The sequence below is a fragment of the Sessilibacter sp. MAH1 genome, assembly GCF_054658315.1.
Map to the genome: position 1 here is coordinate 152,344 of NZ_BAAGIC010000001.1, position 22,341 is coordinate 174,684.

A 22,341-nucleotide genomic window follows, 5' to 3' on the forward strand; every position below is an offset into this window, starting at 1 on the left:
GTTTTGGTTGATTCGAAGGCCAAAGTCGCCGTCTTAAGTGATTTGAACAACCACCGTAATCTACTGACCAGTATTTTACAAAGACGCGGCTTTAAGGCGTTCCCGCTCGGGCAGGAACGCGTAGTGACACCCATCTTCCCTAAGCGGGCTGCAAATGTTGCCCTAGCTTCACAGGGCGACGCGCTGACTAACGGAGACGTCACGGTTATCCAAGGGCTCGATCAATGCGACTTGTGTTTGATCGATATCTCCGGCGGAATTAGCGAGCGTTTAGAGGTCGCTATCGCGCAGAGTCACGAGCTTGATATTCCCACGCTGTTTCTTGATGAGCACCTGCCGAGTGGAGCGCAGTTTTTACTGGCAGAAATCGAATTAAAAATTGTCGAAAAACTGCTAGAAATTCGCGCCCACGCACAACACTTCCGCATGAATCCTGAGAAAACTTGGTTTCTGGCGGCATCTACCGGCGGCCCAGAAGCCGTGAAGGCGTTTGTACAAAATCTATTGCCCAACAGTGATTTTGCCTTTTTGTACGCCCAACACATAGACGTTGGATTTGAATCTAACCTAGTCACCATGCTCGATGGTGTGCAAGGGTACAGTGCCAAAATAGCCGCTAGTGGTGAAGTTCTGCGACCTAAATCAATCACCATTATTCCAACCCATTGCCAGGTCAGAATTCTGCCAGGTGGCGTCGTATTTTTAGACGATGATCCGTGGCAAGGTGAATTCCAGCCGTCGATAAATGCATCGCTACTATCGTTTGGCAAAGGCTGTGGTTATCAAGGCGGGTGTATCGTCTTTTCTGGTATGGGCGACGACGGAGCCAGTGGTGCACGTCTCTACAAAAGCTTAGGTGGAAAAGTTTGGGCACAATCGCCGGAGTCTTGTATTGTTTCTTCGATGCCCAGTAGTGTTATTGATGCACAAATCACCGGTACGGTGGACACACCTGAAAATCTAGCCAAACACTTGAGTGCATCGAGTTTTCACAATTGTGCGGTCGCTGAGTAATCCTTAACACTCTCGCTCTACAAATTATTGATGCGATCCTTTATTCTTGAGCTACGGTTAATTTGCGTTTGCTAATTACAGCGTAAATAGCGCCAACTCATCCAGTGTGATGCTGGTACATTTGAAAACCTTGAGAAGCCCAAATGAACGACGTTGAGTTAATCAGCTACGACAATGTCGATGTTCTGCCATGCTTATTAGTACCGTTGGCGGAATATAACCTGCTGTTACCGACAGTATCTGTCGCAGAAATGGTTCCCTATGAAATGCCCTTCCACGGTGACGTTGGTCCCAACTGGTATTTGGGAGAGTTTTACTGGCGCAACATCCCGGTGCCGTTAGTTTCTTATGAAGTGATGAACGGGCAACCTAATCCCGGTGTAACTACTCGTGCGCGTGTTGCCATTCTCAACACCACAGGTCAAAGCGAGCACCTAAATTTTATCGCGTTGGTTTCACAGGGTATTCCGCGTTTGGCACAGGTTGAAAATGAGCTGATTGTGGACGATGGCAAAGATCCGGCGCATCCCTATGAACTTATGAGAGTTAAAATCGCTGCCGAAGAAGCCGTTATTCCCGATCTAGAGCGTATTGAAAAAGCGTATTTAAGCTTAGATATTTAACAATCCGTAGGCGCGATTTCGGCCATTCTAAGAATCGCAAAAAGTTAACGAGCGCAGGAGTTTTAGCTTTGAAAACGCTAAAAGGTAGTTGTCTTTGTTCAGCCGTTACCTTCGAACTTGAAGACGATTTTTACGATTTTCATCTTTGTCACTGTACTCAGTGCCAAAAAATCAGTGGCTCATCGAATGCCGCCAACGCATTTACGCGCCCCGATAACCTTCGTTGGTTGAGCGGTGAAGATAAAATAAAACGATTCGATTATCCCGGCAGGCAATTCACAACGGTGTTTTGCACCGAGTGCGGTAGCGGTTTACCGTTTACAACCGTTGACGGAAAACACCTGATCGTTCCAGTAGGTTGTCTCGATGAGCAGCCAACTCTGAAGCCGCAAGATAATATTTTTTGGCAAGAAAGAATGGCGTGGCACGACGAATCTTTTCAAGCCAAAAAATTCGACGGTTTTCCTTCTTAATTTAACCAAAATCGCCCCAGCAATATTGCAGCACACTCAATGCTGCAATAGGCGCGGTTTCGGTTCTCAATACTCGCGGGCCTAATTGCATTGATTGGAAATTATGCTCAATAGCCAGTGCAATTTCCGATTCACTCAATCCACCTTCTGGGCCAACCAATAACGACAGACTTTCGGGTTTTTGTGCACTTAAATCCGCAGCGGCGCCGCGATGATCGAGCACAAATTTTCGAGCGCTGTTATTGGATTCAAGCCATTTTTCGATAGGCAGGGGATCGTGAAGAATGGGCAGTGTATTTCGTTGGCACTGTTCACAGGCGCTAATAATAATTTGCTGCCAGTGCGAGTATTTTTTATCGGCTCTGTCGGGCTTTATTTTTACTTCAACACGTTCGGTTAATAGCGGTGTTATTTCATAAACACCAAGCTCGGTAGCTTTTTGTAAAACCCAGTCAAACCGCTCACCGCGAGACACGCCTATACCCAAATGAGTGTATAGCGATGATTCTTTAGAAATACGTTCTACTTGTTCAACAGTAACCGTGAGCGTGTTTTTTTGTGCAGAACTGATTATCGCTTGCGCTTCAGTCCCTTGGCCATCGAATAAGACAATTTCACGGCCCACCGAAAGCCGTAAAACTTTCAATAAATAATGGGCTGTCTGCCCTTCTAAATTCAAGGAAGAATTTGAAGCCGCAGACAGGTTGGCTTGATTGGGCTCGATGTAAACTCTAGGTACACGCATTTGGCAGAATCAATCAGTCGCAGTCGAGACCTAGGTTGTTAAGAATAGCCGTGGTTGGTTCGGTTGAGTTCATGGTGTAAAAATGCAGGCCCGGAGCTTCGTTATCGAGCAGGGTTTCACACAAATCAGAAATTAAATCGATACCAAACGATTTAATACTAAAAATATCGTCACCGTAGGACTGCAATTTTTTACGAATCCAACGTGGAATTTCAGCACCACAACTATCGCTAAAACGAGCCAGCTTAACAAAGTTGGTGATTGGCATAATGCCCGGATAAATCGGCTTATCAATTCCGGCGCGCTGACATTGGTCGATAAAATAAAAATACGCGTCTGGATTAAAGAAATACTGGGTAATGGCGCTGTTTGCACCGGCGTCAAATTTACCCTTTAAATAACGAATGTCAGCATCGTAGCTGGTGGCTTCGGGATGAATCTCTGGGTAGGCAGCAACTTCTAAATGAAAATGATCGCCGAATTTTTCACGAATAAACGCCACAAGTTCATTGGCGTAAACCATTTGATGCGCACCACCCATACCCGAAGGCATGTCACCGCGCAAAGCGACAATACGCTTCACACCGGCATCTTTGTATTCTTGTAACAACGCAGCAATGGTATCTTCGGTGTCACCACCAAACGATAAATGTGGTGCGGTCGCGTGACCATGGCTAACAAATTCACAGACGATGTCTTTAGTGTTGTCGCGAGTAGAACCGCCAGCGCCGTAAGTAACTGAAAAAAACTCTGGGTTGTAACGGGCTAACTGGTTTTTTACTTCAACTAATTTATCTTTGCCATTTCCAGATTTTGGAGGAAAAAACTCAAAGCTTAAACGGAATTTATTGTCCATGATCTCTCGCCTGCTGGCAGACAGAATTAAAAAATTCTGCGTTGTTGTGCGTAGTTATTGTGCTTAGTTATTCATTGCAAAAAATAAAATACTTTCTGCTAACTTTAAAATCATTATGTTCATAAATTAACAATAATGATGCATTTGAGCCTCTGATTAAGTCATGGATGAGTTAATCAGAGGTTTATACAGTTATTGAAAGCCAAGTTTTTTTAGTATTTGTACGATTCTGGTTTGTACGGGCCGTCAATGTTTACATGAATGTAGTCGGCCTGGGTTTGGGTCATGCGAGTAATCACACCACCAAAACCCTTAACCATATCGGCAGCAACTTCTTCGTCGAGTTTTTTCGGTAAAACTTTAACGTAAATGTTTTCTGCTTTTTCAGCCGCAGGAAGATCCGCAAATTTTGCTTCATACAAATACATTTGCGCCAATACTTGGTTAGCAAAAGAACCGTCCATAATGCGTGAAGGGTGGCCGGTGGCATTACCCAAGTTCACCAAACGACCTTCAGATAATAAAATCAAATGATCGTTGGTTTCGCTGTTGCGAATAATTTTATGAACCTGTGGTTTAACTTCATCCCACTCCCAGTTTTTACGCATAAATGCCGTATCGATTTCGTTATCGAAGTGACCAATATTACAAACAACAGCACCGCTTTTAAGCGCCTGTAACATGTTTTTGTCACACACATTTACATTACCGGTGGTGGTCACCACAAGATCTGTATTGGCTAATAATGTGGTATTAATGCAATCGATGTTACCTGTGTTCACACCGTCGATGTACGGTGAAACAACCTCAAAGCCATCCATACACGCTTGCATCGCACAAATAGGATCAACTTCGGTAATCTTAACGATCATACCTTCTTGGCGCAAAGATGCAGCAGAGCCCTTACCTACATCACCGTAACCAATAACCAAGGCTTTTTTACCCGATAGCAAGTGATCGGTACCGCGCTTGATGGCATCGTTTAATGAATGACGACAGCCGTATTTGTTGTCGTTTTTCGATTTAGTTACCGAGTCGTTCACGTTGATGGCTGGTACTTTTAATTCGCCTTTTTCCATCATTTCTAACAAACGGTGAACACCCGTAGTGGTTTCTTCAGAAATGCCGTGAATGCTATCCAGCATTTGTGGGTATTTTTCGTGAACCATCGCGGTTAAATCGCCGCCGTCATCCAAAATAATATTGGCGTCCCAGGTTTCAGAAGAACCGGTGGTTTTTAGAATGGTTTGCTCAATACACCAGTTAAATTCTTCTTCGGTTTCGCCTTTCCAGGCAAACACAGGAATACCTGCTGCTGCGATTGCGGCTGCGGCATGATCTTGAGTCGAAAATATATTACACGACGACCAACGCACTTCTGCGCCAAGATCAACCAAGGTTTCAATTAAAACCGCGGTTTGAATGGTCATGTGAATACAACCCATAATCTTAGCGCCAGCTAAAGGTTGTTGCTCACGATATTTTGTACGCAAAGCCATTAATGCTGGCATTTCGCCTTCAGCAATTTCAATTTCTTTACGGCCCCACGCGGCCAGATTAATGTCGGCAACTTTATAATCGGTAAAATCTGCAATAGCGTTCATGACAATAGATTCCTTTTTACAGTGCGGCTTTTAGAGCTTCGGCTTTGTCGGTTTTTTCCCAGGTAAATTCTGGAAGTTCACGACCGAAATGGCCGTAAGCAGCTGTCGCGCGATAAATTGGGCGTTTTAAATCCAGCATTTCAATTAAACCGCGTGGTCGTAAATCGAAATGTTCGCGCACACATTCAACGATTTTTTCATCGCTGATTTTGCCGGTACCAAAAGTATTGATCGAAATTGACGTTGGCTCAGCAACACCAATAGCGTAAGAAACTTGAATTTCACATTTGTCGGCAAGACCACTGGCAACTACGTTTTTGGCAACGTATCGGCCAGCATAGGCAGCAGAACGGTCTACCTTGGAAGGATCTTTACCAGAGAAGGCGCCACCGCCGTGACGTGCCATACCGCCGTAGGTATCAACAATAATTTTACGGCCAGTTAAACCACAATCACCAACAGGGCCACCGATTACGAAATTACCCGTCGGGTTAATGTGATACAGCGTTTTTGCGTGTAACCATTCTGCGGGTAACACCGGTTTGATAATTTCTTCAAGAACGGCTTCGCGTAAATCTTTTAACGAAATGTCAGGCGAGTGTTGGGTTGATAATACGATGGCATCGATCGCAACGGGCTTGCCATTTTCATAACGTAAAGTGACTTGGCTTTTTGCGTCTGGACGCAACCACGGCAAGGTTTTGTCTTTACGCAATTGCGCCTGACGCTCAACCAAACGGTGGCTGTAATAAATTGGCGCTGGCATTAACACGTCGGTTTCGTTGGTGGCGAAGCCAAACATTAAACCCTGGTCACCGGCACCAAGATCTTTATTTTCAGCTTCATCAACACCCATGGCGATGTCTGATGATTGTTTACCAATCGCATTTATAACAGCACAGCTTGCGCCATCAAAACCCACATCACTGGAGTCGTAACCAATGCCTAAAATAACCTCACGGATTAAATCTTCAAGATCAACGTAGGTGTTGGTTCGAACTTCACCCGCAACAATTGCCATACCGGTTTTTACCAGTGTTTCTACGGCAACACGTGCATTGGGATCGTCTTTTAATATCGCGTCTAGAACGGCATCAGAAATCTGATCGGCCATTTTATCGGGATGACCTTCCGAGACACTCTCGGAAGTAAATACGGAATATTCAGACATAAATTATTTCCTCGAAAACGCGATAGGTGCGTTTGAATTTTTCTCAAATTGTCGAATTTGAATTTGAAAACCGTTGCGCAAAGCAAAATAAATACTTTGGCCATTTATTAAATTGGCGTTATTGGCCCACTGAGATAAATCGTTTGGGTCGAATCCAAGCCAAATATCGCCGCAGGCTTCCCTTGCCCAATTCTGATCGTGCAAACATAAGTCGGTAATAACCAATGCACCATTAGGCCTTAATATTCGCGCTAAATTGCTGAATAGATTTGCCGGAGATGGCACATGATGAAAAACCATGTTGGCAACAATTAAATCCACCGAATTTACATCAACGAAGTTCTCTATATTGCTGGTGTCGTCGAGAATAAATTCAATATTCGATAAATTCTGCAGTTCTGAATTTACTTTCGCTTTATTGAGCATGGCTTGGTTATTGTCTACCGCGACCACGGCGTCAAAATTTTGGGAAAGTATCGCTAAAAATTCGCCTTCACCTGGGCCAATTTCTATCGCTAAACGTTGGCTAGGTAATTTAGTTTTGTGAATTAATTCACTAACCTGCTCACAATAGACGGGATAGCTTGCGATTAAGTCTTGTTGTGAGCGAAATTTCTCGCTGTTTTGATTAAAAAACTCTTTAGAACTGCTAACACGTTCTGCGCGAATGACCTTTAATTGGTCTTCAACTTCATCACTAACCGATAAATGATCGATCTCGACAAACAATTCATTGCGTAAATGCGCACAATTAAAACCGCTCGCAAGAGCGCGGCGATAAAAAATCGAATTACCTTCACGGCGAGTGGTTACCAAATTGGCTTGCGACAGAATTTTTAAATGGTGGCTCATGCCAGACTGGCGCACGCCAAAAATTCGACACAGTTCAGAAACGCCGTAAGAGTCTTGAGCCAACAACCGTAAAACTTGCAAACGCAAAGGATCGGACGCTGCTTTTAACAGTAGCGACAAATCATCAAGGGCGTTGGGAATATCGGTGGTGGCATTCATTGTTGAAGTGTAGCACCCAACCTAATCTATATCAAAATATTTTGATATAGATTAGTCGTCCCTAAGATATTGATCGTTTTGCAATCAATGGTTGCAGAAAACAAACTGTTGTGCTAATTTTTTAGCACATGCTAAAAAATTAGCACTTTGGTGACGTAGACGATTTCAACCTCTAAAATTGAATGGCGTAAATTGTGAGTGAACATAACCCTTCAACCGAAAAACATCTTTCCAAACGCGAGCGGCAAATACTCGATGCGCTTTATCAGCTCGACGGCGGTTCTGTGCAAGACGTGTTAGAGGCAATTGATAATCCACCCAGCTATTCGTCGGTGCGCGCGTTGCTCAATCGTATGGTTGAAAAACAACAAATCCGCGCCGAACGCGACGGAAATCGTTATCGGTATTTTCCGCTCGATAATAAAAAGGCTGCGGGCGCTTCAGCTATGAAGCGCTTGGTAGAAACCTTTTTTGGCGGCTCGGCGGTTGATGCGGTGAAAGCACTATTGGGCAACAACAAAAATACGCTAACGCAAGAAGAGCTTGCCGTGCTTGAAAAAGAGATCGACAAGCTTAAAGACTAATGACTCTTAACTAATAACTCATAGGAAACCCTGATTAACCTAGAGTTTCCGGCGACACAAGGATGTGTCGCCAATTTCAAGAACGGTAAGTGATTGAAATTGTGAAGAAATTGGAAATCACATTTTCAATTTCTGTCCTCTGATTAAATCATAGATGAGTTAATCAGAGGTTCCTAATAATTCTTACTAATAAACCTGAAGAATAATAACCCTGTTCGACAACAATAGAGCTACACAGGAAGTTGCTATGCTGATCGGCGAGTTGTTTATCGTTTTTGTGTTAAAGCCCTTGCTTATTTGCGTGGTAATTGGCGCGATCTTGTCGGATTTAAAAAAAGAATCGGCCAGTTTTCGTCATAGCATTATTTGTTTATCGTTATTTTTTATTCCAGTTTCGATATTGTTTTCAGCATTACATTTAGTCTCTATCAATTTGCAATTGCCTGTTGCTAATAAGGTTATTTTTTATCCGTTAAGCAAATTTACCGAACACGAAATTTTAGTAGTTGCAGTATTCAGTTTTATTTCATTTTTTCTGTTGTTTTATCGTTGGCTTGGTTTATATGACCTGTTTCACAACGAAAGACCTTTTAATTCTGGGCCTCGTACTCTTACCGAAAACATAAACAAATTGGTAAAACACTATGGTTTGCGCAATGTAAATCTTAAAAAAACCACCGTAAAAAATCACATTGCTTACGTGTGGGGTGATGCTTTATTGGGCGAAAATCGCTTGGTAATCAGCGATGCATTCTTGCAGCTTAGCGAACAAGAGCAATTATGTATACTTAATCATGAGATCGCTCATATCAAACGGCGCGATTGGCTTAAGTCGGAATGCTTGTTTTTATTGTGCGCGCTATTTTGGTGGCTACCGCCGATTTGGAAGATTCGTAAAAAAGCCGAAGTTTTGGCAGAACTTGCCTGTGACGATTATTTGGTTGAAAGCATGGCTGCTAATCAGCAATCGCCCAAAAAAATCTATTCGCAATTGTTATTGTCGCTAAACGCCAAAGCTCAGGCACAAACCGCTGGTAAGGCTATTACATCGGGTGAAACCAGTTCAGACTTTTTTCAGCGCGTGGTGCGAGTGTTATCGTCTTATGTTGATCGCGGGCCGGTTTCTGCAAGATCGCTTTGCGTGTTAAGCGTAATAATGGCCTTGGTGTTATCTCCACTGATCATTATTAACGTGAAGTTTACGGCGCAAAATAATGGGCAGTTGGTAGCGACAGAGCGTTTACCGGTGCAAACGCTTTATATCGATTTGGATGCAAAATCTGAATTCGAAAAAAAGGATATTCTGGAAATTACCGTTCCCAAAAAATTATTATCAAATTCTTATGTTGATAACCGTGACGACCTGCCGGTGATAAATTCAAAAATACCAATTGAAGAATTACTAACGCGGGTAGAGTTTATACCCGCGGCGTTTGATAACTCACTGCTTTTCCCAGCAGGAAATGTTCGTGTGGCGGGCTTTCTGCCCACGCGTCTATTACTGCCCGAATACCCAGAGCAGGCCAGATTTGATTCACTGTCTGGCGAGGTAAGCGTTGAGTTTTTTATCGATGAGCAAGGACACGTATTTAACGCTCGCATTACCGATGCAAATCCTATGGGCGTGTTTGAAAATTCTGTACTCGCTGTACTAGACGATTTTTGGTTTGACAAAACCGATTCCGGTCTTAAAAAACTAAGTTTTTATTTTGATATTTAATGTATCTAGGAAACTCTGACTAACCTGGAGTTTCTCGCGACACAAGGAAGTGTCGCCAATTTCAAGAACGGTAAGTGATTGAAATTGTGAAGAAATTGGAAATCGCATTTTCAATTTTTGTCCTCTGATTAAATCATGGATGAGTTAATCAAAGGTTCATTAATTGGCTCGTTGCATTTTTATTACTTGAGCTGTCGCTCGCTTAATTAAAAGCTTTTTAATTCTATTGTTTTTAATTCTATTGTTTTTAATTCTATTGTTTTCTATTCGGTGTTTTTAATGCCGGTGCCTTCCTATGTCTTTTTTTTGAGGCGAATTTATGCAAATGGTATCTGTAGCTCCATGGATGTTTGAACAGTTTTTAAAGTGGTTGGCATTTGTGTTTGCAGGTGTGATATTAACCTGCGCGCTGCTATTGTTAATGGTGAGGTTGGTTGCCTTTAATGATAAACCGATTGAAAACGAAGGCGGCCCTGTTCATGTGGTCGCGGTTTTTGATACTCCGCCTCCGGTTGAAGAAAAATACTCGCGACCAAAACCACCCGAAGAAATAACACCGCCACCGGTTATTGAGCGAGCGATTAATCCTACAACTACACTCACCTCAGTCATTGATGTTCTCGTGACTTTGCCGCCACCACCAATTATTGATGGTGAGTTTGGTATCGACTTTAACACCGGTGCACCGGTAAAACGTCTTTCAGCCTCGCCGGTTTATCCCCGAAATGCATTGAGTCGCGGCATAGAAGGATTTGTAGACGTACAATATTTTGTTTCACCGGTTGGTTACACCGAATCGGTTACCGTAATTCGCGCAGAACCCAAAGGCTATTTTGAAGGATCGGCACTAAGCGCCGTAGAAAAATGGAAATTTCAACCAAAAGAAACCGAAGGCGTTAATACCTTCGGGCCTATTGTTGAAAGAATACGATTTACCATTGAAAAATAGCTTTAAAACCCTCTGATTAATTTCTTGTAAATTAATCAGAGGGCAAAAGCTAGAAAATAAATCAACAATCTTCTAAGTTGCAATTACCTACCACTCTTTAAACTAGCGACACAGATTTGTGTCGCTAAAGCTTCTCAATTAATCGGTATTCAGTTTAATTTTATAAACAGAATATTTAGTTGCCGCACTCTAAAAGTCTTTTCTAATTTTATTGAAATTCCTAAAACACATAAAGCCCGCCATTTTCTAAATAGCTTTCCTAAAACATCTTAAAAATAAATGACGATCAATTAATTAACTGGCGATATTTTTAATATTCAGTGGTGTGGAAATTAAAAAAAGATGAATTAAATGCCAAATAGATACAAACATTGACCAAGTAAAGATTTCGAGATAGCGTTTGGAAAAATTTACTTGAGATAGATATGGCTGTGACGGCAAATGTGGGAGAAAGCACCGTTAGGACATCTATAAAATTGTTGGCTATTTTCATGAAAAAATGGGTATTGCTTGATATGGAAAAGAAGACTAAAACCGTCAAAGTTACTCGTATGATTTCTGAGCATCACTTCTTAGGTTCAATCGCGATTAACCAACTGATGAAAGCAAAAGAGGAGGAAGACGGTTTTCGTTTCCGTTGGCTTTTACCGTCTATGGTATTCTCTGCATTTAGAGTTGAGGCATTGTGTAATCTCTATGGAAGTCAACTTTTCCCTCATTGGACTCATTTCGAGTCAATGTCATTTATTGGAAAAGTAACATTGATTTCTGAGTTCATGAAAATGAATGTCAACTATTCTGCTGAACCATGGCAAACAATAAAAAGAATTGGGCAATTTAGAAATGCACTAGCTCATGCCAAACCGTTAACCGTTTCAGAAATAACCGAACTGCCCGAAAATGTTCCGAATCATTTCGCATTCTATCCAAAATCTAATAAAACGATAATCTCTTATTCTTCTATTGAGACGGCTGAAAAATTTGATAATGCGGCGGATACGTTGGAATCGATGTGGTTGCACAAATTGCAGGTTGAAGGTCTTGAAATTGACATTATTGGTAGACCAGAATACGAAATTACTAAAAATAACTAACAAAATGCTCAAATTCGCTTCACCCTGAGGGGGCTACGCCGGACATAAAAAGTTGTGGCTCGCTTCACTTTACCACAACTTTTTTGTGCCGCTTAGCTTAGCGTTAGGCTAAATGAATAGTACGCAGTAATGAATAAGAATCCCTTAAAAAAGCTGGACTACGATCTACTTGATTACGTGTTCGAGATGGGAGGTGGGTATGTCTTAGACTTCTCAAATAGAACATTTTCCGAGTTCTTTGTAGATGAGTTAAGTATTGATATAGATAATGACCAATATTGCGATGTTGGTACCAGCAAAGCTAAGCGTCTTCGAAGTTATCTAAGACAAGCTACTAAAGAAGAAGCGTTAAAAGTTGTTAACGCGCTATGGGAATACAGAGAAATTAAAAGGAAGCGAGGGGGAGCTAAAGAAGAGAACCCTCAGTATATCGCTGAATTTTGGCAGCTCATTGAAAAGCTTGGTGGCAAGCCAGCAAAACAAAAGGCTTCTAATTGGCAGACTCCACACTATGAGAAAATGGACGAACTCTTAGCTAATCAGTTACTTGCCAAGCTGATGGAGGTGAGTAATCTTGAACCACAGCCAAGAGGTTATGCATTTGAGAAATTCTTGAAGGAACTATTCGACGTTTGTGGTTTGTCTGGCCGAGCATCTTTCCGTCTTGTAGGTGAGCAAATCGATGGAAGTTTTGAATTGATGGGCGAAACATATTTGCTAGAAGCCAAGTGGACGAATCAGCAAATTGATGCTTCTGATCTTAGAGCTTTTAATGCAAAGGTAGAAGATAAGGCTTCGTGGTCTAGAGGATTATTTATTAGCAATAGCGGCTTTACTGAAGATGGCCTCCAGGCATTTGGAACCGGCAAAAGTCTGATATGCATGGATGGTTTAGATTTAAGTGAAATATTATTGGGCAGGCATTCATTTCAGTCTATTCTATCAAAAAAAGTGCGTCGAGCAGCGGAAACTGGTCGGCCTTTCATTCGCGTGAGGGATCTCAATTGATGTTTTAAAGGCAAGCACGTGGACGCAGTTACGCTCCGCAGCTATTGTGGTGCGCTAGGCTGATACCATAATAGCTACTTCACTGCGCCAGTGTTTTTAGCGTTATAAAAAATCCGAAAAAAGGAATAAGAGTATATGAACTTTGAAACATTATGGAAAAACTTTCCTAAAAAAGAGAATATAAAGGCGAGATGTACAAACAAGCAAAAAGATAGTAATGATCCATTTAGTGACTATTGTGCAATAATGCTTAGCGAATGTTTTATAAAGTCAGGTATAGATCTTAGTCTTATCAAAGCAAATCGCTGTTGGTCTCATTCAGGCAAGAAGCACATCCTTTTGGCCGAGGAGCTAGCAAACGGCCTAAAAAGCCGAACCCCAATAGGAATGTCAAAAATGGTTAAGGTTGCGCCTGGCTCTTTTCAAACCGCACTTAAAGGTAAAACCGGGGTTATTTTTTTTAAAGATTATTGGCAGAGAGGTAGAGAAACCTTCGACAATCGTAGTGGAGATCATATTGATCTATGGAACAAAAATGAAATTACTGGCAGCGGTATGTTTATGCGATCAATTTATGAGCTTTTTGGGGTTGTGTCTGACCTCAACAAAAGTAAGGAAATATGGTTCTGGGAGATAAAATGAAAAAACTACTAGTTAATTCATTATTAGTTCTCTTTACGCTATCATTAAACTTTGGAATTTATTTATACTCCTATAATAAATTATCGTTTCCATATTTGCATGAATCGCAGCGAATGGAGAATGCACCCTACATTTTTACTTATGTTCTGCTGGGTTTTTTCGTAAGCTCATTGCTTTCGTTGTTTCTTATAGTTTTGGCAAATAGAAAAAAGGCATAATCGATGTAGCATCTGTCCTCACTGCGGAGCTTGGTTTTGTGTTTATGGGAGATGTATATGAGTAAATATAATACCGTATTTCCTAAGACTAGATGGGAAAAGGTATTCCTCGTATATTGATTGATGACGCTCGGAAAAACCGAACCAAGTGGGCCATGAGAGGTTTCTCCGTTTTCGGAGTTTTGATAAGTGTTGTTTCTTTTCCTTGGTAGATAGCATTGGCTATTTCTGTGTTTTTGCTTTTTTCTCAATATCCTGTTCGAAAAAGTCATATTTTATTACTTCAATCAAATTAATTTTCAGACGTTGAGGGTTCCGTATGATGCAAGCAAATGGGTAATGAATGGTTTCAAATGGCAGAATGCAATAGCTATTTATCCATAAGATGACGAATTCATCATAGTGTTCAATAATCTTGAGTATGCACGCGCTTTTTTTGACTTGTTACGTAGCTGGAATGATACTACAGAATTGAAGCTCTCATTTGTCATCGACGAAGACCTATATTTTGTGTGTCTCTACCCAGATCATGATGCTGAAATAGTTAATCAAGAGATTGAGAGGCTTAGAATAGATAATCTAGACGCTAAACTGGAAAACGAAGCATTTGCTGAAATTAACCATCTGACGATATGTAAGTCGTTTCCTACTGGTAGTTTCTCTTTGGGGCATTTCTTTAAGCACCATCCTGAAAATATGCCATGCAAAATAACCGCATATTTTAGTGATGAGCGATCAGAGTCTCAAATTATCGGACTTATTGAGGTTGTTACTATTAAAGGATTCAAAGCAAGAATTTTCTCTGAGTTAACAATGGACGAGTATGAAGGTGTTCATTGGCAGTATGTTGTTCAGCATCATAGGAAATCTCTTGGAGTGCAGGCATAACCAGCGGCTGTAACGGACAAATTCCCGCTGTCATCTTTTGTGCAAAAACACACACAAAAGTCGCCATCAAAAAATTTGCTCCATAAGCGGGGCTTTCTATTTAAAAGAAGATCGAGCATATGAATTATAGTCAGTATTTGTTTTATGGATTGATGCTATTTAGTGTTCTTAGCTGCTCAAGTGAGTCTTCCGATAATGCGGCTTCGATCAGTGTTAATAACGAAGCTTTAATTGAATCAAAGCAGAGAGCGAGAACAGAATATCTTGCTTATGAACACAGCGTTTCTGTTGAGCTTCGTGAAGAAGGAATTGAAGACGTTTTTAATGAAATAATTTCTTTTTGTTCCGAAGATGAAAAAAATAAATGTACCATTTTGCACTCAAGTTTAAATACTGGAGATTATTCCTATGGCAATATTCGAATAAGAATACTCCCTGAAGGGGTTAATCCTCTCCTAGGTGTCGCCTCAAAGAATGGTAATGTTTCCAGTAGAGTTACCGATGTCGAAGATCTTCAAGATTCTATAGTCGATGGTGATAAGCGCCTTGAAATGCTCCGCCAATATCAGGCGAGATTAATTGAGCTAGAGAAGAAATCTGGGAATGATATTGAATCTTTAATAAAAGTTACTCAGGAGCTCTCGCAGGTACAATCAGATATTGAATACGCAGTAGGCGAAAAAGCAAAGCTTTTGCAACGCACTCAAATGGATATAGTTCATATATCTTTGCAAACGCTCTCGTATGTATCTTTTTTAAGGCCGATATCAGATTCATTGTCAGAATTTGGTGAAAATTTTTCTGAAGGTATATCACAGGCAATTATAGCGTTGGCTTACCTTTTACCGTGGATCGTAATCATATTGCCCTTGTTGTATTTTGTGCGGGTAATTTGGCGTAAAACCCGTGCCAAATAAGTAGCATAACAAAACCAAGTAATTCATCTTTGCTGCGCAGGAAATAGACCTCTGCGCAGAGTGCTCCGGCTTGAAGAGTCTTCGTTATGCTTCTAAAAATTCGGTAAGGTTATGAGCGCAACATTTGCAGATGTCAAAAATCCAATTGCTTGAGCAGCACGCTGACTTTTTTATCGCGCCGATTGGATTGCCTGCATACTGTTCAGTGTCAGTCTAAGAATTTTCTCCATGTTCTGGAAGTAAATCCAGTAAGAAGCCAGCTACTGCGTTACGGCTATGGCTTAGTTCTTTTAATTTTATATCTAAGTTTTTTAATTCTTTCTGCAAGGTAGCCTTTACTTCTGGGCAGCCCACAAACTGAGGCTTACTTTCTTCGCCTGAAATACAAGGCAGAAGGCTTTTAATATTATTAAGCTTCATACCCGCTTCATTTAGATTACGAATATGACGCACCAACGTAACCGAACTATTGGTATAGAAGCGATATCCTTTACTGGATCGTTTCGGTGTTATTAATCCTTCTTGTTCGTAGTAACGCAGCATTCGTTGGCTAACGCCTGTTTTTACGGATAATTCTCCAATTCGCAAAATACTTTCTCCTCATGCTTGACCTTGACACTACTGTCAGGGTTTAAGCTAGCACAAATTCATCGGCGAAAGAAAGGTTCTAATGAGCATATCCATGGTTAATAAAGCTAAGAGAATATTAGTGTTGCGATGGTTATTAGCTGTTTCATTTCTCTGTTTAACAGCTACATCCTATGCCTCTGGTGAGAGTCCGAAAATGAGTAAAGTTAATGTATTTATTATTCATGGGTTTATGGCTACCCCTCAAGACCATTGGTTTCCATGGCTTAAAGATGAACTTGAAAAACGCGCAATAGCAGTAAAGGTGCTGGCTTTGCCTGATTCTTCTTCTCCCGATCCAATAAACTGGCACAATGCAATGTCAGAAAATATTGATACGCTAAATGACAATACTTTTGTCGTAACTCATAGTCTAGGTACCGTATCATTATTAACTTATTTAGAAGATAGGAATATGGATAATTCCATGATTGGAGGCTTGGTAATTGTCTCTGGCTTCGCATCTCCTCTACCAGAACTGCCGCAACTGAATGGCTTTGTTTTCAATCCAATTAACTTTAAAAAAATTATACATATGGTGCCGAAGCGCGTTGTGTTCGGATCACCTCAAGATCCCATTGTTCCATATGCATTAACAAAACAACTGGCAGAAGCGTTATAGTCAGAGATATATCCTATTGATAATGCAGGGCACTTTCTCGCCTCGGATGGATTTAAAACTTTTCCTAAATTATTACAAACACTATTAAATATGATCGGTGAAGATGGTTAACTGTTTTATAAAAAATACAGAATCTGGTGGATAGATTTGTGATTTGAACATTTTTTGAGTTTTAATTTAACAACCTTTTGTTGCTTGAAATGGTGGCTTTTATTAATTAATTGCAGTGTCTTGATATCTAATTGGCTGAAAATCTATTTGGTTTTAATTAAACTTGATGGTCTTCTCATAGATACTCGTATCGATGCATGATCGAGAATTTTCAAGGCTTTTATACTTTCTCTCGAAATGCTCTGAGAAATAATTAAAGGGGATTCATTAAGATGCTAAACATCAAAAAGAATACCGTTTTGCACAAGTTTATCTTAGAAAGTCACTCGGACGCAGATCACAAAGTATTTAAACGCATAGAAGATAAATATGCGAAGGCTGCCAGACATAAAGCTCAAGCTAAATTGCAGTCTTACATAGAAACTGGTTTGAGAATGAAATCTGGCAAGCTGGCTAAGGAAATACACTCATCGGAAAAGCTTGGAAAACACTTACGATGGGATGGGTAATCAAGGCCTGGTGCAAATTGGGAAGCACATAATAGAATTCACCGTCAATTATATTATGACTGGATAGAGCGCACTTTGTCGGTTATGAACAGGCCCGGTCAAGTTAGAGCGTTTCTGAATACCGTCAGGGCTCAGCTTCTGCAAGGTAATATCAGACCGGAAATGAAACTCCAAGAAGAAATTGACGGAGTGGAATACTATGACTGGCTAAAAAAGAATCGTAAGTTATGACCTACAAGTTACTGCACGACTACCAGAATACATACTCTCTTCTGCTACAAAATGATGAGCTCTGGGACAAGATGCCTGAATATTCGCCCAGATATTTAGCAAAACCGAAGGTAGCTGATTGGGTCACTCCGAATGCTACTTTTTTTGCTAGCAAGAATTACGAAGGTGATCCTGCTGGGACTGTGCCGGATGTTTGTACTTGGTCTACTGGTAACTTAGTGTTAAATGAAGTTGCGTACAATGTTTTTAGAGACTTGTTGGAAAAATCTGGAGAATTTCTACCTATTTGTGTGAGCAGCGTAAAATATTATGTGTTTAATACTTTGCTGGTTATTCCAGAAGAAGGTATTAATAAAGGCAAGGCCGTCGATGTTATTGACTCAGGTGTTCACCTTGGGCTGGACAATGTAACTTTTAAGGAAGAGGCTCTTGACGATGCCGCTGTGTTTAAAAGCGATACAGATCTTCTTGTATACAGCTATTGCACCAAGGAATTTAAAAGAGTTTACGAAATTAACAATTTTAAAGGGCTGATATTTGAAGAAGTTAAAGTTTATTAGTTATTTCAGATCATGATTTTTGTTCGGAGAGCATCAGAAAGATTTATGAGTAATTTGGCTTGCAAGCTTATTAATAAATGGATTTGTTGTTAGGTTTAGTCGAAGAGTTTCTGGCCGCTGAAGCTCTTTTGTTGTTTTGTCTGATTTTCTCTAGATCAACGTTTTCCAATTTCTTTTTTGCAGATTCTAGTTCGCTGGCTAATTTGCTGTTTAATATTACTTTTTTATTCATCGTTATTTTTCTCTCTTCTTCGTAATTCTAACTCATCTAAATTCCCGCTGACTAAGTTGTCGGGTTCTTCTTGTTGGCTTACTGTTGAATTTTTTTTGAATTTCTTAAGCCGACTTTTGGCTTCTTCTAGTTTTTCCTTTAAATCTTTATTATCCATTAAATTTTAAGCCTCGATTTTTAAAGCATGGGATGTGGAATTGTTTACTTTTTTAGCTTATATCTAATGTGCCTCATTTTTAGGATGCTTTTTCCAATTTAAGCTATTGAGCTTGTTTTCTCTGACGTCGAATTTTATCGGCGTTTTTTCACTGCGCTTGTCCGTCAATTGTTTAACCCTTTCAATTTAATCTGGTTTGCCTAATATTTGAAGACTTGCATAATTTGGCGATTGTGGGTTCTCAATCGAGCGTTGAGTTTGTGGGCTCAAGTTTAAAAGCCATGGCTAAGTGTGTGTAAGCTGTTTCTATTCTTAAGTGTTTGAGTGGCTTCACGCTATTTAGAAGGTAGGAGCTGATCCGTCACTTCCCGACTCTCTAGCAATGATCATTAAACGGTTGTGTTGCCATCAAGGTTTATCGTGTGCGCTTCACACACAGGAATCTTGGGCGTTGGGCTGGGTCAGCGAAAAGAAGTTGGTCTTGTAGTACTAACCAAGTTGCGTTTTTTGGTTGTTTCTTTAAGTTTTGAAGCATATATCGTGCACTTTTCCAAATTTGCGGTTTACCTGCAAGCTCAGCTAAGCGAAAATGGCGCCCGCTCGAAATCAGGTCGATTTTGTATCGACGATCAGTTATTCAACAGGAGCCAAGAGCCCATGTCTTCCCGCACAGAACTAGCCAATGCGATTCGCGTTTTAAGTATGGACGCCGTCCAAAAAGCCAACTCTGGTCACCCAGGTGCCCCAATGGGTATGGCCGATATTGCCGAAGTCTTGTGGAATGACTATTTGGTGCATAACCCTGCTGACCCTAACTGGGCCAACCGTGACCGTTTTGTGCTTTCTAACGGCCACGGTTCTATGTTGATCTATTCTCTTCTGCATTTGACCGGTTACGATCTTTCGATTGATGATCTAAAGAACTTCCGTCAATTGCACTCAAAAACTCCGGGCCATCCTGAATACGGTTATGCGCCGGGCGTTGAAACCACCACCGGTCCACTAGGCCAAGGTATTGCCAACGCTGTTGGTATGGCAGTCGCCGAGAAGGTGTTGGCAGGCCAGTTTAACCGCGACGGTCACGAGATTGTAGATCACTACACCTACGTTTTCTTAGGCGATGGCTGTTTGATGGAAGGTATCTCTCACGAGGTGTGTTCGTTAGCGGGTACTTTAGGTTTAGGTAAGTTGGTTGTTTTCTATGACGACAACGGCATCTCTATTGATGGTGAGGTAGAAGGCTGGTTTACCGACGATACGCCAAAGCGCTTTGAAGCATACGGCTGGCACGTTGTGCCGGGCGTTGATGGTCATGACGCCAACGCTATTAAAGCGGCGGTTGAAAGCGCCCGCGCCGAAACCAACAAGCCTTCTATTATTTGTTGTAAAACCGTGATTGGTTTTGGTTCACCCAACAAACAAGGTAAAGAAGATTGTCACGGTGCGCCATTAGGTGCCGACGAAGTGGCGCTTGTTCGTAAAACCTTAAATTGGGAACACGAAGCCTTTGATATTCCGGCGTCTGTTTACGATGGTTGGAACGCACACAAAGCCGGTGCTAAAGCACAATCGGCTTGGCAAGAAAAGTTTGAAGCCTACCAAGCGGCTTACCCAGAATTAGCCGCTGAGTTCGAGCGTCGTGTGATCAAACAAGAATTGCCAGAAGACTTCTCCGAAAAAGCTCAGCAGTACATTGTTGAATGCCAAGAGAAATCCGAAAAAATTGCTTCACGTAAAGCATCTCAAAACGCCATCGAAGCCTACGGTGCTTTGTTGCCAGAATTACTGGGCGGCTCAGCAGACTTGGCGGGTTCTAACCTGACTTTGTGGTCTGGCGCTAAGGGTGTTGATGCCAAAGACAGTGACGGTAACTACATTTATTACGGTGTGCGCGAATTTGGTATGAGCGCCATGATGAACGGTATTGCCCTGCACGGCGGTTTTGTTAACTACGGCGCTACCTTCTTAATGTTTATGGAATACGCCCGTAACGCTGTGCGTATGGCTGCGCTTATGAAGCAGCAAAGCATTTTTGTTTACACCCACGATTCGATTGGTTTGGGCGAAGATGGCCCAACCCATCAGCCGGTTGAGCAATTGACCTCCATGCGCAGCACGCCAAATCTGCACACTTGGCGCCCGTGTGACGCGGTTGAATCTGCGATTGCGTGGAAATCCGCGATTGAGCGTCGTGATGGTCCAACGGCAATGGTGTTTTCTCGTCAGGGGTTACAGCCAATGCCACGTACTGAAGAGCAGCTTGCCAATGCCGCGCGCGGCGGTTACATCATCAAGGCGGTGGAAAACCCACAAGCTATTTTGATTGCTACCGGTTCGGAAGTGGGCCTTGCGGTCTCTGCTGCCGATGCTTTGGCGGCAAAAGGTGTGGCGGTTAATGTGGTTTCTATGCCGTGTCCTGAAGTGTATGAAGCACAAGACAAAGCCTATAAAGAATCCGTTTTACCTGCGGCTTTGCGCGCTCGCGTTGCCGTTGAAGCTCTGCACAAAGACTTCTGGTTTAAATACGTGGGTCTTGATGGCGCGGTTGTTGGTATGGAAACCTTCGGTGAATCAGCACCGGGCGACGCCTTGATGGCATACTTCGGCTTTACCACCGAGAAAGTTGTCGCCGCTGTTGAAGGCGTCTTGGCGAACTAAGTGACCATACGAGTTGCTATCAATGGTTATGGCCGAATTGGGCGTTGCGTATTGCGCGCCCTGTTCGAGCGCCAGCATCCAGCTCGCACGTCTGACTCGTCCATACCGTTGTCTTCCCAGTTTCAAATTGTCGCTATCAACGAATTAGCCGACGCTCAGACTATTGCTCATCTCACCAAATACGACTCCACGCACGGGCTGTTTCCGGCGGAGGTTTCTGTTGATGGTCAAAATTTACTCGTTGATGGCCAATCTATTCTGTTGTTACACGAATCCGATCCTGCCAAGCTGCCATGGCAATCCTTAAATATTGATTTGCTTTTAGAGTGCAGCGGTAGCTATTCCGATCGCGATACTGCTCAGTGCCACATCAATGCTGGTGCGAAGCATTTGCTGTTTTCACATCCAGCCACGGCCGAGATTGATGCGACAGTAGTATTTGGTTTTAATCATCAGGCGCTTACGGGTGCAGAAACGATTATTTCTAGCGGGTCTTGCTCGACCAACTGTGTCATTCCGGTGATCGAGACAATTCACAAAGCTTTTGGTATAGAAACCGGTATTACGTGGACTGTGCACTCGGCCATGCACGATCAGCCGGTGATCGACGCTTACCACAATACCGATCTGCGCAAAACGCGCTCGGCGTTTAACTCTATTATCCCGGTCGATACCGGTCTGCATTTGGGTATTGAGCGCTTAATGCCGGAGTTCGAAGGGCGTTTTCAAAGTTTGGCAATGCGCGTGCCTACGGTAAACGTCTCGGCGATTGATTTTGCATTGAATCTAAGCTCAGCGGTAACCGTTGAGCAGGTGAATGATTCCTTAAAGTCGGCATCGGTCAATCATTACGGGTCTATCATGGGCTATACCGAAGAGCCGGTGGCATCCTGCGACTTTAACCATGATTGTCGCTCGGTGATTGTTGATGCCAGCCAAACTCGTGTGGTTGGCAATCGGCAATTAGCCTTGCACACCTGGTTTGATAACGAGTGGGGTTACGCGAATCGCATGATTGATGTTGCCGCCTACTGGTCGAGCCTGTGGTAACTGGTCGAACTTGAGGTTTGAGGTACAAGTTTGAGGTAAAGGTACCGATCAAATCGATAAATCCAAC

The 22,341-nt window shown here is 42.1% G+C and carries 22 protein-coding genes; 15 read left to right on the forward strand and 7 right to left on the reverse strand.

The window, feature by feature from the left end; genetic code table 11:
• The first annotated feature begins 3 nt into the window (after positions 1-3).
• From ACYQ28_RS00625 to ACYQ28_RS00635, 3 genes are all read left to right on the forward strand, one after another.
• Positions 4-1,014: a chemotaxis protein CheB gene (locus tag ACYQ28_RS00625; protein WP_460047325.1), complete on the forward strand. Its 1,011-nt coding sequence runs from the start codon at positions 4-6 to the stop codon at positions 1,012-1,014.
• 143 nt (positions 1,015-1,157) lie between these two features.
• Entirely contained in the window at positions 1,158-1,637 is a 480-nt protein-coding gene (locus ACYQ28_RS00630; RefSeq protein WP_460047327.1) for a chemotaxis protein CheW, read from the forward strand.
• A gap of 68 nt (positions 1,638-1,705) precedes the next feature.
• A complete protein-coding gene (locus tag ACYQ28_RS00635) occupies positions 1,706-2,110 on the forward strand; it encodes a GFA family protein (RefSeq protein ID WP_460047328.1) in 405 nt (134 codons plus the stop codon).
• Between the two features lies 1 nt (position 2,111).
• Here the strand turns inward: ACYQ28_RS00635 and ACYQ28_RS00640 are convergent, their stop codons facing one another.
• The 5 genes from ACYQ28_RS00640 to ACYQ28_RS00660 all read right to left on the reverse strand — a co-directional run bounded on the left by ACYQ28_RS00640 (position 2,112) and on the right by ACYQ28_RS00660 (position 7,497).
• Positions 2,112-2,855, reverse strand: a complete 744-nt coding sequence (locus tag ACYQ28_RS00640) for a 16S rRNA (uracil(1498)-N(3))-methyltransferase (RefSeq protein ID WP_460047329.1) — start codon at positions 2,853-2,855, stop codon at positions 2,112-2,114.
• Positions 2,856-2,868: 13 nt separating this feature from the next.
• Positions 2,869-3,711, reverse strand: a complete 843-nt coding sequence (metF, locus tag ACYQ28_RS00645) for a methylenetetrahydrofolate reductase [NAD(P)H] (protein WP_460047331.1) — start codon at positions 3,709-3,711, stop codon at positions 2,869-2,871.
• A gap of 212 nt (positions 3,712-3,923) precedes the next feature.
• On the reverse strand, positions 3,924-5,315 hold the full coding sequence (gene ahcY, locus ACYQ28_RS00650) for an adenosylhomocysteinase (protein ID WP_460047332.1): 1,392 nt from the start codon (positions 5,313-5,315) through the stop codon (positions 3,924-3,926).
• A 16-nt stretch (positions 5,316-5,331) separates the two neighbouring features.
• Positions 5,332-6,486 (reverse strand): methionine adenosyltransferase, encoded by a 1,155-nt coding sequence (gene metK, locus ACYQ28_RS00655; protein WP_460047333.1) that lies wholly within the window; start codon positions 6,484-6,486, stop codon positions 5,332-5,334.
• Between the two features lie 3 nt (positions 6,487-6,489).
• Positions 6,490-7,497, reverse strand: a complete 1,008-nt coding sequence (locus tag ACYQ28_RS00660; RefSeq protein ID WP_460047335.1) for an ArsR/SmtB family transcription factor — start codon at positions 7,495-7,497, stop codon at positions 6,490-6,492.
• Positions 7,498-7,691: 194 nt separating this feature from the next.
• Here ACYQ28_RS00660 and ACYQ28_RS00665 point away from each other — a divergent pair, with 194 nt between their 5' ends.
• From ACYQ28_RS00665 to ACYQ28_RS00700, 8 genes are all read left to right on the forward strand, one after another.
• Positions 7,692-8,081 (forward strand): BlaI/MecI/CopY family transcriptional regulator, encoded by a 390-nt coding sequence (locus ACYQ28_RS00665; protein ID WP_460047337.1) that lies wholly within the window; start codon positions 7,692-7,694, stop codon positions 8,079-8,081.
• A 247-nt stretch (positions 8,082-8,328) separates the two neighbouring features.
• Complete coding sequence (locus ACYQ28_RS00670; protein WP_460047338.1) at positions 8,329-9,801, forward strand: TonB family protein; 1,473 nt, start codon at positions 8,329-8,331, stop codon at positions 9,799-9,801.
• 319 nt (positions 9,802-10,120) lie between these two features.
• Positions 10,121-10,750: an energy transducer TonB gene (locus tag ACYQ28_RS00675; RefSeq protein WP_460047340.1), complete on the forward strand. Its 630-nt coding sequence runs from the start codon at positions 10,121-10,123 to the stop codon at positions 10,748-10,750.
• 425 nt (positions 10,751-11,175) lie between these two features.
• Positions 11,176-11,844, forward strand: coding sequence for a hypothetical protein (locus ACYQ28_RS00680; protein WP_460047342.1), 669 nt, complete (start codon positions 11,176-11,178; stop codon positions 11,842-11,844).
• A gap of 129 nt (positions 11,845-11,973) precedes the next feature.
• Positions 11,974-12,852, forward strand: coding sequence for a restriction endonuclease (locus ACYQ28_RS00685; RefSeq protein ID WP_460047343.1), 879 nt, complete (start codon positions 11,974-11,976; stop codon positions 12,850-12,852).
• A gap of 135 nt (positions 12,853-12,987) precedes the next feature.
• The gene (locus ACYQ28_RS00690; RefSeq protein ID WP_460047344.1) at positions 12,988-13,494 is read left to right on the forward strand and encodes a type VI secretion system amidase effector protein Tae4; all 507 of its coding nucleotides are present in this window, start codon (positions 12,988-12,990) and stop codon (positions 13,492-13,494) included.
• Positions 13,495-14,114: 620 nt separating this feature from the next.
• On the forward strand, positions 14,115-14,600 hold the full coding sequence (locus ACYQ28_RS00695) for a hypothetical protein (protein ID WP_460047346.1): 486 nt from the start codon (positions 14,115-14,117) through the stop codon (positions 14,598-14,600).
• 119 nt (positions 14,601-14,719) lie between these two features.
• Positions 14,720-15,517 (forward strand): DUF4349 domain-containing protein, encoded by a 798-nt coding sequence (locus tag ACYQ28_RS00700; RefSeq protein ID WP_460047347.1) that lies wholly within the window; start codon positions 14,720-14,722, stop codon positions 15,515-15,517.
• Positions 15,518-15,730: 213 nt separating this feature from the next.
• Here the strand turns inward: ACYQ28_RS00700 and ACYQ28_RS00705 are convergent, their stop codons facing one another.
• The gene (locus tag ACYQ28_RS00705) at positions 15,731-16,105 is read right to left on the reverse strand and encodes a MerR family transcriptional regulator (RefSeq protein WP_460047349.1); all 375 of its coding nucleotides are present in this window, start codon (positions 16,103-16,105) and stop codon (positions 15,731-15,733) included.
• 94 nt (positions 16,106-16,199) lie between these two features.
• On the opposite strand from ACYQ28_RS00705, the gene ACYQ28_RS00710 reads away from it, so the two are divergent.
• Positions 16,200-16,766 (forward strand): RBBP9/YdeN family alpha/beta hydrolase, encoded by a 567-nt coding sequence (locus ACYQ28_RS00710; RefSeq protein WP_460047351.1) that lies wholly within the window; start codon positions 16,200-16,202, stop codon positions 16,764-16,766.
• A gap of 847 nt (positions 16,767-17,613) precedes the next feature.
• Positions 17,614-18,177, forward strand: coding sequence for a hypothetical protein (locus tag ACYQ28_RS00715; protein WP_460047353.1), 564 nt, complete (start codon positions 17,614-17,616; stop codon positions 18,175-18,177).
• A gap of 224 nt (positions 18,178-18,401) precedes the next feature.
• Here ACYQ28_RS00715 and ACYQ28_RS00720 read toward each other — a convergent pair whose 3' ends face one another.
• A complete protein-coding gene (locus ACYQ28_RS00720) occupies positions 18,402-18,566 on the reverse strand; it encodes a hypothetical protein (RefSeq protein WP_460047355.1) in 165 nt (54 codons plus the stop codon).
• A 657-nt stretch (positions 18,567-19,223) separates the two neighbouring features.
• Between ACYQ28_RS00720 and tkt the strand changes: the two genes are divergently transcribed.
• Positions 19,224-21,224: a transketolase gene (gene tkt, locus ACYQ28_RS00725; RefSeq protein WP_460047628.1), complete on the forward strand. Its 2,001-nt coding sequence runs from the start codon at positions 19,224-19,226 to the stop codon at positions 21,222-21,224.
• Positions 21,225-22,274 carry a type I glyceraldehyde-3-phosphate dehydrogenase gene (locus ACYQ28_RS00730; protein WP_460047357.1) on the forward strand — a complete coding sequence of 350 codons (1,050 nt, stop codon included), beginning with the start codon at positions 21,225-21,227 and terminating at the stop codon, positions 22,272-22,274.
• Positions 22,275-22,341 lie beyond the last annotated feature (67 nt).